The sequence below is a fragment of the Synechococcus sp. PCC 7502 genome (assembly GCF_000317085.1).
In the GTDB taxonomy this organism is placed as follows: domain Bacteria; phylum Cyanobacteriota; class Cyanobacteriia; order Pseudanabaenales; family Pseudanabaenaceae; genus PCC-7502.
In genome coordinates this window covers 3387498-3399522 of the sequence record NC_019702.1, presented here as the reverse complement: position 1 = coordinate 3399522, position 12025 = coordinate 3387498, and the positions used below count along the sequence as shown (strand labels likewise).

Sequence of the window (12025 nt, the reverse complement as noted above, 5' to 3'; positions counted from 1 at the left end):
CTATTCTACTTCTATGCAAGATCAAGACACAGACTTAAACTTAGGTAGTTGGATACAGTGGGTCCTTGGATTACTATCTTTGGGACTATGTACCCTTGCCTTATATGCCCGATTTCCCTATATGACACTTTTGGGCTTGTCTCCCAACTGGTTATTAATTTGGCTAGTAGTATGGAGTCTTAAACGTCCTGTGTTTTTGGCGGTGATTATGGGGATATGTCTGGGATTCATTCAAGATGCCATGACTATTCCTAGTAGTGCAGTAATTGCCCCAACTCATGCTATTGGGATGGCGATCACCGCGGGGTTAACGGCACTCATGCAAAAAGAGCGTTACATTCAAGAGGACTTTATCTCCATAGCCCTAATTGTCTTTGGCATGACTATAATTTCTGAAACAGCGATCGCTCTGCAATTAACAGTTTTGGGACAAAGTTTGGCACAGGTATGGCAAGCTCAGCAGCAAATCACCCTAGGTTCAGCGATCCTAACCAGTCTATGGTCTCCTGTACTGCATTTCACCCTTAGACTAAAGTTTGTTCGGAATTAAATCGGAATTAATTTAATTGCACCTTGTCGCTACAGGTAATTTAGGAGAATTAGTATCCGTAAACTTAATAGGTCTTTGGGTGGCACTGATTAAGCCCTTTTCCCTAAGACTAGCAGCCTGAGAGCTTCCTAAATCAAAAGATTGAGAAAATTCATCCTTTAGACAACTAACCGATTTTTCCATGGAGGCAACTTCTTGATCGAGTTCATGGAGCTTACCAATTTGCACGGTCTGAGCAGGGATTAATCTAACTAGCCCAGCGATCGCCGCCGTGGAAAGCAAAACATTAACTACTATGGTCGCCAGAGCTTCGTAAGACTTAGTATGATTAGACCTAGCTGAAATTTTAGATACAGATTGCTGAGAAAATGACTGAGAAATTTGAGTTGATGGACTAGAGGAATTCGTTTTTTTCATGTCTGACTTTAGATTGCACCCAAGAGTTAAGTACAAGATAGAGAATAAATCATTAGTTCTACTCTGGCAAATAAATTATACCAAATCGAAGAGTATAGGCTACAGATGGTATAAATATATAAACCGAGTTCAAAGAAAAAAATGGCAGGAGTATACAAATTAGAGATCAAAGAAAGTGAAGAAGAGCTAAAACATATGCTGAGAGTGCAAAAGACCGCATCAGATAAAGAAAGAATTCAGATGCTGTATCTGTTAAAAACAAAACAAGCAAGCACAATCCAGACAGCATCGACAATACTGGGACGGCATCGAGTTACATTGCAAGATTGGTTAGGGAATTATCGCAAAGGGGGAATAGTAGGACTAAACCTAGAACAGGGCGAAAACAGAGTATTCCACAATGGGCGCAGAAAGCATTGATAAAAAGCTGGAAGAAGCAGAAGGCTTTGAAAGTTATGGGCAGATCTGCCAATGGTTAGAGAACCAATTAGGAATCAAATCAAACTATAAAACTGTGCATCATCTAGTCCGATATCGGCTGAAAGCCAGACCGAAAGTGACACGTCCAGTCAGCGCAGGAAAGTCAGAAGAGCAAGTAGAAGCATATAAAAAACCTTGCCAGTATTATAAGCATGATTGCTTGGTTTGGCATTAATATAATCGGACTAAATGGCAAAGTGAGATTCTTTTGTCAAGATGAAACACGAATTGGGTTAAAGACAATTAGTGGAAGGAAGATCACAGCAAGAGGAGTCAAACCCAAAGGTAAAGTTCAGTGGCAGTTTAAGGCAACTTACCTCTATCGAATTGTAGAACCATCAACAGGGGAAAGCTTTTTCTATGAATTTACTCACCTTAATAGTGAATGCTTCCAAGTATTTCTGAACTTAGTAAGCGCATATTTTCAAGGTGACATCATCGTTATGCAAGTGGATCAAGCAGGAGCACACAGAGCAAAACGGTTAAAGATTCCTAAAAATATTATTTTGCTATTTCAGCCTGCCCATGCACCTGAGACTAATCCCATTGAAAGAGTGTGGCAGCATTTCAAATTAGGGTTGAGGTGGAAACTGCCAAAAGATCTTGACCAGTTGCGTGCATTAATGCGGGAAAGGTTAGAAGTTATGACTCAGGAGGTAATTGCTTCGATTGTTGGGTGGGATTATATTTTAGAGGCTTTATCTGTAGCTCGTATTTAACGATTTGGTATAACTGTTCAGCCAGAAGTTATGCTTACTGATAATGTGACTCTACTATCATCTTTGAAGCATAATTATATTTGCACTCAAATTTCCAAACAGTTACAAAGATACAAACAGTTTGAAGCATTACCAGAGCTTACGTTAGGTATTAACAATAGTCCAACTCCAGATATTTCCGTTTTCCCCAAGGAATTAATCAATCCCAACTTTTTTCGAGATGTGTCTAAGTTCTCACAAATGCCCACATTGGCGATCGCCCAAAGCACCATGATTTAAAAATCAAAACCAAAACTAACTTGGGAAGAGAAAATTACCGATATCTTACTCACAACAATTGGGAATTGTTCCAAAGGTTAAATGTTTTACGCTCAAATCGATAATTTTACTTTAAGGCGATTAGGGTTAGGTTATTTCAGCTAAAAGCACTCTCCGATCCAAGATTAGTAAATTCAGTAGATTACGATAAGCAAAAAAATACCTATGGAATTTCTCTCAAATACAGTTGCACTATCACGAATGCAATTTGCTCTGACAGCAATTTTTCACATGCTCTGGCCCGTCCTAACAACGGGTATGGGCATATTTTTGGTGATTGTAGAAGGAATGTGGCTCAAAACTAAAAACCCTGATTATTATCGTCATGCTAGATTTTGGGCAAAACTTTACGTTCTAAATTTTGGGATTGGCGTAGCTTCAGGGCTACCGATGGAATTTCAGTTCGGCACCAACTGGGCACCCTTTTCAGAAGCAGTAGGAGACTTTTTTGGTAGTATCCTTGGCTTTGAAGGTGCAGTTGCCTTCATGTTAGAAGCAGGTTTTCTCGGCATTATGTTATTTGGGTGGGGGCGAGTACCACCTGGGATCCACTATTTTGCGACTATCATGGTTGCCTTTGGTGCAAACCTATCAACCGTGTGGATTTTAGTGGCTAATTCTTGGTTGCAATCACCTGCGGGCGGCGATTTTGTTGCTGGTAAATTTATAGTCAGTGACTATTTTCAGGCAATTATGAATCCTTTTGCCTTCAAGAGTATTCTGCATATGTTCTTTGGCACTTTAGAGACTTCTTTGTTTGTGATTGGCGGTATTAGTGCTTGGTACATTCTTAATCAACATCAAGCTGTATTTTTTACCAAGTCCTTTAAAATAGCTTTAGCGGCAGCGATCGCTGTGGCTCCCCTCCAAATCTATATTGGACATTTAAGTGCTGAACAGGTGTATCAATATCAGCCCAGCAAACTAGCGGCAATGGAAGCAAAATGGGAAACTGCACCAGCAGGAAAACCAGCCGATTGGAGCCTACTTGCAGTCCCCAATAATAAGACTCAAAGTAATGACTGGGAAATTAAAATTCCTAACGGATTAGGGTACATTTTAGAATTCAAGAAAAATCTGACTGAGCCAGTTTTAGGACTGAAAGAGTGGAAGTCCGAAGATCGTCCGCGCATGGTAGGACTGGTTTATTATTCTTTTAGAATCATGAGTGGAATTGGGTTCTTCTTAGTGGGATTAATGCTGTGGAGTGTCGTCCAATGGTTAAGAGGTAAATTAGCAGAGGGCGCAATCACCTCACAGAAATGGTTAATGCGGGGCTGGATATTTGCTGCGCCATTGGGATATATTGCCGTGGAATCAGGTTGGATTGTACGCTGTGTTGGCAGACAGCCTTGGGTCGTCTATGGACAGATTCGCACCGCTGATGGTGTTTCCAACATACCTGCAAGTAATGTTTTGACTTCTTTATCAATTTTTACTGTTATTTATTCCATTCTCTTTATCTCTACACTCTATTTTGGTAGTCGCATTATTCGTAAAGGCGCAAATTTAGAATTACCAATCCCTGGAGAAGAAATAGTGCTTACTCCTGCGGAACATATTGAAGATAGCCGTCCTGTGGAAGCACAACAGTAAATCATCAAACAAAACGATCAAAAACTATGGAAGCTCTTCAGCACTTTTTACCTCAGGTATGGTTTGTAATTTTGGGATTATTTTTGCTTTTGTATGTCTTGCTTGACGGATTTGATTTGGGTGTAGGAATTCTCTCACTGACTTCCTCCAATGAAGAACGCCGTAGTATGCTAATGACCAGCTTGGGGAATGTTTGGGATGCTAATGAAACTTGGTTGGTGCTAATGGGTGGTGCCTTATTTGGTGCATTTCCTCTTGCCTACAGTACAATTCTCTCATCTCTCTATATTCCTATTATGGGTATGCTGTTTGGGCTGATTTTTCGAGCAGTAGCCTTTGAGTTTCGTGAGCATTCTAATCGTAAACTATTTTGGAACTATGCTTTTGGCATCGGTAGTTTTTTGGCAGCACTCAATCAGGGATTTGCCCTAGGCAGTGTTTTGGAAGGAATTAAGGTTGATGTCGATGGCCATTTTATTGGCGGCACATGGGATTGGTTAAGCTGGCAATCGGTATTAGTGGCACTTACTTTGATTCAGGGCTATGTTCTGATTGGCTCTACTTATCTAATTATCAAAACCACGGGAGAATTACAGGAGAATCATTACCGTACTGCTAAAATTGCCGCTTGGACTACTCTAATTGGAGCAGTGCTAATTACAGTAATCACTCCCGTTTTTTATGAGAGTGCTAGAACTAGGTTATTAGAGCCACCATTGCTGTATCTATTTGCACTTATTCCCATTTTAGGAGTATTAATAATTTGGCAGTTAATCAGTAGTTTGAATCGTAAGGCAGAAGTTGCTCCTTTTGTGTGGACAGCCCTGTTATTTCTTCTCACATTTTTAGGACTAGGGCTGATCATATTTCCAATTATTATTCCTAACCAAATTACGATTTATCAAGCTGCCGCCTCTCCCAGTGCTTTGGTATTTATGCTGATTTTTGTGGGCTTTCTAATTCCGATTATGCTTTTTTATAATATCTATCAATATATTGTTTTCCAAGGTAAGGTTACAGGTCATGCTTATCATGATTAGTACAGTCTTTTATGGGTTTGCGTAGTACAGGGCAGTCCCACACCCCAACGTATCCCTAGGTTGTGAAATAAACTTATCAATTATTCCTAGAAAGGTTTACTCCCAATGGTATTGTGAAAAAGATAGCTATCCATAATACCTTCCTAAATACCTAAATATATATGGGATTAAAAGCAGAACTTGAGCCGACATCGCAAAAACTAAAGCTTCTGCAATTAGCATTATGTCTATTAGCTAGCTTGTTAGCCGTAGAGCTAAGTCTAGGAATATTTAGTCATAGTCTGGCACTTTTAGCGGATGCCGAGCATGTGTGTATGGATGTGGGCGCAATTGCCTTGTCTCTCTTGGTGGTTTGGCTCTCTCGACAGTCTTTAGATGGCTATAGTTGGTTTAAACAGTATCGACTTGAGGCGATCGCCGCTTTAGTGAATGGAATTAGTTTATTAGTGGTTGCTGGTTGGACAATTTGGGAAGCAATTATCCGCTTAAGTTCCCCTAGTCATGAAATTTTGGGATTTCCCATGTTGATTGCTGGCACTGTGGGTTTAATTATTAACAGTATTAATGCCTTCTATTTGCATGGCTGTTGTCATAATGATTTAAATCTAAAGGCTGCGTTCTTACATTTTGTGGCTGATATGCTGGGTTCTATTGGTGCGATATTAGCGGCTATCGCTGTATCTTGGTTGGGCTGGAACTGGGCGGATGGCATAATTAGCATTCTCATTTCAGGGGCTGTAACATGTATGGCTATATCCCTCATTGGACAAAGTATGCAAAGTTGGCTTAACTTAGATGGCTTAGATGGCAAAAATGTCTTAAACGGAAAAGCAGAAGTATGTAATTGTCAGTTACAAGCTGAGCAAGCTCTTTTTCCATCATTACAAGATAGTATCAACAAAATTAACAGAGCCACCCATTCCTAAAATTTATCTAACGTTTGATCTAGCATCTGATAAGTTCATAGGAGTATGAATGACTCTGATTTTTGGGTTTTTCCTTGGGAAAGATGAGGTAAATATGCGCCTAATTTTTAGGTTTTATTGAACCCTCACAATTAACGCTGTAGTTAGAACCGAGAAGTTAACCAGAAATAATCAGCTTGTTACTTAAGCTTGCTCAAAGAGAATGTGTAAAGACCAGTTTGATCGGGTACGCTATCCCATTTGTTCTCGATTTTGCCCTTAGAAAGGTTTTTAGTGACTCGTTCTTTGGCAATTCTAAACTTATCGGTGGACAAGTCTCCATGCAGTTCCTTAACAACCGTATCGGCGTTAACTTTTTCGCCTTCATGGTTCTTTAATACCTGAGCGATCGCTGTGAGTAGAGTTAAACCCTGATAGGGAGGTAGCAGGGGAAGAATGGAACTGGGTTTGATCTTTGTGGTTGTTTTAGTTTTAGCTTTCCCTTTACCAGAAGTTTTGACTACGGGTGTAGAAACTGGAACTGAGGGACTAAAGATTGCTGGTTTTGCCTTCTTTTTACTTGCAGGAGGAGTGATCTCTTTAACCACAGATTCTTCTGGAATAGTTGGAACGGAAGGGGCAACTGGGCTTTGTAGCAGTGCTTGGACATGTGCTAGTTGGGAAGTAGCATGATCAACTAGTTTTTGATAGTAATCCTGAAGCTCTTGTAAGTTTGATTGCAGATCGGGAGGGAAATCTAGACTCATAATGGAATGGAATAACAACTTTAGAACATCATAGAATAGGAATGATAATTCTCTTCATCTTTTTTATAGCTTATTCATTCTCTTTCCAGCATGGCACACTGATCTAAGTAAGCTGAAACTGGCTTATAGTCAACACTGTAATTAATATTGTAATTAATTAGGATGAGATCAGGGGTAAAACCACTGTGAATGTGCTGCCAGTGCTTTGCTCACTTTTGACAAATATCTGACCATTGAGTAGCTTTACCAACTGCAGGGTAATTGATAACCCTAGCCCATCCCCCTTGATATTAACAACATGGGGGGAGCGAAAAAATGGATCAAATAACTGCTTTTGGTCTGCGGCGGAAATGCCAATGCCATAATCCTTAACTTCGAGTGTAACGGTATCTGGCGAATTATCTGATGAATTGGGCTCAGAGTACTTAATTCCTAGTTCAATCAGACCACCTGTAGGGGAATACTTAATGGCATTGGATAGAAGATTGAGCAGAATATATTCCATTAGGCTTTGATCAAGATGCACTAAGCGATCATGTTGATTACTAAAACAATGGATGTGATATTGATTACCTGATTGATTGCCTAAGGCTAGCTCTAAATCATGGGCTAGATCGGCACAAAAGTTATATAGATTAAAACTATGGGGTTGGAGACTTAAATTTCCCGCTTCGATTTTACTAATGGTAAGGGCATCATCCAATAATCGGGTCATTTGGGCAATCGCTTTTCTAATCCGTTGAAATCGATCTTGACGTTTTTGCTCAGACCACTGTCCTGCTTGGCTTTCTAATATATCGGTGGAGAGATTAATATTGGTAAGGGGATTCCTGAATTCATGGGAAATCATGTTGATAAATTGGGACTTAAATTCACTTTGGGTTTGGGTTTGGGCGAGTAAATTTTCCAACGAAGTTAGAGCTTTTGCCTGTTCTTGGTCAAGTTTATGTTTGTTGAGGGCAATTTCGATCGCCGCTTTGAGTGCTTGAGGTCTAAAAGGCTTAATTAAATATGCCAAGGGCTTAGCAGACTTGGAGCGTTCGAGGGTTTTGTCATCGCCATAGGCAGTCATGTAAACAATGGGGATTGCCAACTGGGAACTAATAATTTCCGCCGCCACAATGCCATCGGTTTCCCCTTTTAGCACAATATCCATCAGGACTAGATCGGGAGCATTTTTAGCTGCATAGGCGATCGCTTCAGAGCCTGAATCAACAATACCGATAATGTCATAACCATTGTCTGTAAGATGATCGGCAAGGTTTTCTGCCACAATTGCTTCATCTTCTACTACGAGAATTTTGGGTTTAGGTGTGGGCATAGAGTTTCTTCGGTGATGGACTAGCTGCGCTAAAACTTAAGTTAAACTTAGTACCATTACTGCGATCGAGGCTAATACTAGCATCTAGCTGTCGAGCTAAAATCTTGACTAGTCGTAATCCAAGGGTATTAACTCTATGCCAATCTAAGTCTGGAGGTAGCCCCACCCCATTATCACTAATAACTAAATTGAGGATGTCTGCTTGCTGAGAAAAGCGAATCTGAATTTCCCCCCGATCGCAGCCAATAAAAGCATATTTAAGGGAATTAGAAACAATTTCATTTAGGATCAAGCCACAGGGCAGAGCAGTCTGAAATCCAATAGTTATGGGCTTTATCTCCAGTACACATTGAATTAGATTAGGATTAACCCCATAGGAGGCGAATAAGTTACTTACTAATTTCTGCAAATATTCACTAAAGTCTATATGTTCAAACTGTGGAGATAGGCATAGTTGTTCGTGAATTAATGCCATGGAGTAAATACGATTTTGACTTTCGCTAAAAAGGTTGATCACATAATCATCTTTGCTTGTTCTAGCCTGCAACTCCAGTAAGCTCGCTATGACATGAAGATTATTTTTGACACGATGGTGAATTTCTTGTAAAAGTAATTCCTTTTCAGCTAAGGAGTGGGCTATCAATTTTTGGGACTCTTTTTCTCTGGTAATATCTTGGATCATGATTAGAACATGCAAAAGTTGCTGATGCTCCTGATCTTTGACCACAGATGTATTTAGCTTCACCCAAATGTTTAGTCCATTTTTGGCAAGGCAACGTTGTTCAAGTTGGTAGCTGGAGATTTGTCCTTGGTATAAATAATGGGTAAGGCGATTTGTAACTTCTTGATCGTCGGGATGGGTAAGAGCATTTAGGTGTTGCTTAACCAAGTCTAGCTCGGAATATCCCAGCATTTGATTAAGAGCCTTATTGGTCTTGACGATTTTCTGATCTAACCCCAAAAGCACCATGCCGATTGGACTGTCTTCAAAAATTTTGCGAAATCTTTCTTCACTTCGTCTTAAATCTTCGGCGGCTTTAAAGCGATCGCTAATATCTTCAACCATATTAATCAAAAACCGAATATTATCTCTGGCATCCCTAATCGTGGCAGTGGTCTGGCTAGTCCTAATTAGCTGTCGCTCCTTTGTGATATATATCTTTTCGAGATGGTATTGATTAATAACGCCTCGGGTAATTTTGCTCATCAGGTCTTTCTCGGCGGAAATATTAGGGGGATGAGTAACTTCAAAAACCGATAATTTTCTAAGTTCCGAGTCTTCATAGCCAAGCATTTGACAAAAAGCGGGATTAACTTGCATGTACTTGCCATCTAAGCCCACCAAATTAATGCCAATTGGACTGTCCTCAAAAATATGTCGAAATTTATCCTCACTGTAGCGTAGGGCTGCGGTTGCGAGTTTACGTTCTGATATTTCTGCAAGTAGCTCTTGGTTAATATATCTCAGGGATTTGGTGCGATCGCTAACCTGAGCTTCAAGGTCAAGATTAAGCTGCTCCATCGCTGTAATTGCCAATTTGCGGGCAGTAATGTCTTGACTAATCCCCAGAATTTCTATAACTTGACCCTCTTCCCCCCGCCGAAAAGGGGTATGCCTACTATGCAACCATAACCAGTAACCGTTGAGATGCTTGGCTTGATATTCAATTTCTAGCGTTTCTCCATCGGCAAGACTACGGCATTGTTCTAAATGTTGGTTGAGTCTAGGTAGATCATGGGGATGAATCAGCTTAACCGCAACCTCTGCCCCCATCCCGATAATTTGTGCAAGGGAATAGCCCAAGATAGTTTGCACCCTAAAATTTACATAGGAAGTGGCATGAATATCGAGATTATAAATTGAAATAATATTGGGCGTGGTTTCAATAATCCTTTGACAGATACAAGGCTTGGGACTTAAGGAAATATATTTAGCCAGATGATCGGCACTAATTACGCCTAGAATTTGCTGTTCCGAGTCGATCACAATCGAGTAACTTACACCTTTCTGTTCCAGTAATTTCAGCATGGAGCTTGGGTCTTTGGGAACTTCAGTCTGGAGTAATATCTTTGTATTGGTAATGGAAGCGATCGCCTGATTTTGCCAATGGGGAAGCATAGCAATTGCCTTAAGAATATCTGTTTGGGTCAGGATACCTAAAATTGAAGCATTGGGATTGATAACTACAGCATAGGTTTGATTATGAGTATGGAGTTGGGCGATCGCTTGATCAACGGATATTTGGGAGCTAAGAATGACAGGCTGCAAATTAAGCATTTGAGAACATTCATCGATGTTGTTCTGTAAATAGATAACTCGATTGATAACTCAACTAAGTTAGTGTCATTTCATTTAAATGAAAAAAGTATAAATATATGTGATCTAAATCACTCATTATCATACTTCTTGATATAATCACATAAATAATTGCAAAAACTGCATACAAGCCATCAAACCTATGGTAGCGAATCCTTAGAGCTTAGCTGAGCTTGTGGGTAATCCGTGTCATAGCTTCTTCCACATTGGTACGACTATTAAAAGCTGAAATTCTCACATACCCTTCTCCTGCTGCACCAAATCCCGATCCAGGGGTGCAAACCACATGGCAGCCATGCAATAACTGATCAAAGAAATCCCAGCTAGATAATTCATTAGGCGTTTTAACCCAAACGTAGGGAGCATTCACTCCACCGTAAACTGCTATACCTGCGGCGATTAGCTTTTGGCGAATGATCTGAGCATTTTCCAAATAAAACTGCACTAAAGCCTTAACTTGCGCTTGTCCTTCAGAACTATAAACCGCCTCTGCCCCCCGTTGCACAATATAGGAAACCCCATTAAATTTGGTGGATTGACGACGGTTCCATAGCTTCCATAGCTCAACATCACTACCATCGGCAGCTTTGGCTGTTAAGGTTTTCGGCACAACCGTAAAAGCACAACGGGTTCCAGTAAATCCCGCACTTTTAGAAAATGATCTAAACTCGATCGCACAGTTCCTAGCCCCTGCAATTTCATATATGGAGTGAGGTAAATCTGGATCGGTAATAAATGATTCGTAGGCGGCATCAAAGAAAATTATGGAACCATACGCCAAGGCATAGTCAACCCAAGCTTGCAAATATTCTTTAGTGGCAGTAGCGCCCGTAGGATTATTGGGGAAGCAGAGATAGATTAAATCGACTTTTTCTGTGGGAATTTCGGCAGTGAAGTTATTTTCAGCAATAATGGGTAGATAGACTAAACCGCCATATTCTCCTTTTTCATTGACATCGCCCGTATGTCCCGCCATCACATTGGTATCTACATACACAGGATAAACAGGATCAGTTACTGCTATGGAGTTGCGATCACCAAAAATATCAAGAATATTACCCGTATCACACTTAGAACCATCGGATACAAAAATCTCGGAAGCATCAATATCACAGCCCCGTGCTTGAAAATCATACTTAGCAATTTTTTCTCGCAGCCAAGCATATCCCTGTTCAGGACCATAGCCTTGAAACTTGGAGCGATCGCCCATATCCACAATAGCTTTAGTCATAGCATCACAACAGGCAGCAGGTAAAGGCTCAGTTACATCCCCAATTCCTAATTTAATAATCTTAGCTTCAGGATTAGCTTGGGCAAAGGCATTAACTCGCCTCGCAATTTCAGGGAAAAGATAGCCTGCTTTGAGCTTTAGATAATTGTCGTTGATTGTTGCCATGATTAAACTGTGGTGATTTCTTCTAGCTATTCTACATGGATAAGAGCTTTAGCCCAAAAACTAAGTACTTCCTCCCTTGCAATATTTTTATAACTAATCCTATTTTGTCACTTGTCGCCGCACCAACATTACTGTGTAATCTGTGGAGAGCATGTTAACTTGTCTTAATTAGCCGTATATGAGGGTTTTATAGCCTCAA

Annotated in this window: 13 protein-coding genes; 8 read left to right on the top strand and 5 right to left on the bottom strand. The window is 40.3% G+C overall.

The window, feature by feature from the left end; genetic code table 11:
* The first annotated feature begins 13 nt into the window (after positions 1–13).
* Positions 14–550, top strand: coding sequence for a rod shape-determining protein MreD (gene mreD / locus SYN7502_RS17030; RefSeq protein ID WP_015169966.1), 537 nt, complete (start codon positions 14–16; stop codon positions 548–550).
* Positions 551–562: 12 nt separating this feature from the next.
* On the opposite strand, the gene SYN7502_RS18515 is transcribed toward mreD, so the two are convergent.
* Positions 563–967, bottom strand: a complete 405-nt coding sequence (locus SYN7502_RS18515) for a hypothetical protein (RefSeq protein ID WP_015169965.1) — start codon at positions 965–967, stop codon at positions 563–565.
* A 141-nt stretch (positions 968–1108) separates the two neighbouring features.
* Between SYN7502_RS18515 and SYN7502_RS20795 the strand changes: the two genes are divergently transcribed.
* The 7 genes from SYN7502_RS20795 to SYN7502_RS16995 all read left to right on the top strand — a co-directional run bounded on the left by SYN7502_RS20795 (position 1109) and on the right by SYN7502_RS16995 (position 6046).
* Positions 1109–1387 carry a helix-turn-helix domain-containing protein gene (locus SYN7502_RS20795; protein ID WP_210391276.1) on the top strand — a complete coding sequence of 93 codons (279 nt, stop codon included), beginning with the start codon at positions 1109–1111 and terminating at the stop codon, positions 1385–1387.
* Positions 1368–1622: a winged helix-turn-helix domain-containing protein gene (locus tag SYN7502_RS20790; RefSeq protein WP_210391307.1), complete on the top strand. Its 255-nt coding sequence runs from the start codon at positions 1368–1370 to the stop codon at positions 1620–1622. Before SYN7502_RS20795 ends, SYN7502_RS20790 begins: the two co-directional genes overlap by 20 nt.
* Positions 1600–2166: an IS630 family transposase gene (locus tag SYN7502_RS20785; RefSeq protein WP_015167904.1), complete on the top strand. Its 567-nt coding sequence runs from the start codon at positions 1600–1602 to the stop codon at positions 2164–2166. The genes SYN7502_RS20790 and SYN7502_RS20785 overlap by 23 nt, the downstream gene beginning before the upstream one ends.
* Positions 2167–2196: 30 nt before the next feature.
* Entirely contained in the window at positions 2197–2445 is a 249-nt protein-coding gene (locus SYN7502_RS17010; protein WP_015169964.1) for a hypothetical protein, read from the top strand.
* A gap of 204 nt (positions 2446–2649) precedes the next feature.
* Entirely contained in the window at positions 2650–4080 is a 1431-nt protein-coding gene (locus tag SYN7502_RS17005) for a cytochrome ubiquinol oxidase subunit I (RefSeq protein ID WP_015169963.1), read from the top strand.
* Between the two features lie 26 nt (positions 4081–4106).
* Positions 4107–5120, top strand: a complete 1014-nt coding sequence (cydB, locus tag SYN7502_RS17000) for a cytochrome d ubiquinol oxidase subunit II (RefSeq protein ID WP_015169962.1) — start codon at positions 4107–4109, stop codon at positions 5118–5120.
* 161 nt (positions 5121–5281) lie between these two features.
* Positions 5282–6046: a cation diffusion facilitator family transporter gene (locus SYN7502_RS16995; protein WP_015169961.1), complete on the top strand. Its 765-nt coding sequence runs from the start codon at positions 5282–5284 to the stop codon at positions 6044–6046.
* Between the two features lie 179 nt (positions 6047–6225).
* On the opposite strand, the gene SYN7502_RS16990 is transcribed toward SYN7502_RS16995, so the two are convergent.
* The 4 genes from SYN7502_RS16990 to SYN7502_RS16975 form a co-directional block, all read right to left on the bottom strand.
* The gene (locus tag SYN7502_RS16990; RefSeq protein WP_015169960.1) at positions 6226–6792 is read right to left on the bottom strand and encodes a hypothetical protein; all 567 of its coding nucleotides are present in this window, start codon (positions 6790–6792) and stop codon (positions 6226–6228) included.
* A 157-nt stretch (positions 6793–6949) separates the two neighbouring features.
* Positions 6950–8113, bottom strand: coding sequence for a hybrid sensor histidine kinase/response regulator (locus SYN7502_RS16985; protein WP_015169959.1), 1164 nt, complete (start codon positions 8111–8113; stop codon positions 6950–6952).
* The gene (locus tag SYN7502_RS16980) at positions 8100–10391 is read right to left on the bottom strand and encodes a PAS domain S-box protein (RefSeq protein ID WP_015169958.1); all 2292 of its coding nucleotides are present in this window, start codon (positions 10389–10391) and stop codon (positions 8100–8102) included. Before SYN7502_RS16980 ends, SYN7502_RS16985 begins: the two co-directional genes overlap by 14 nt.
* A 202-nt stretch (positions 10392–10593) precedes the next feature.
* Positions 10594–11826, bottom strand: coding sequence for an LL-diaminopimelate aminotransferase (locus tag SYN7502_RS16975; protein ID WP_015169957.1), 1233 nt, complete (start codon positions 11824–11826; stop codon positions 10594–10596).
* Between the last annotated feature and the right edge of the window lie 199 nt (positions 11827–12025).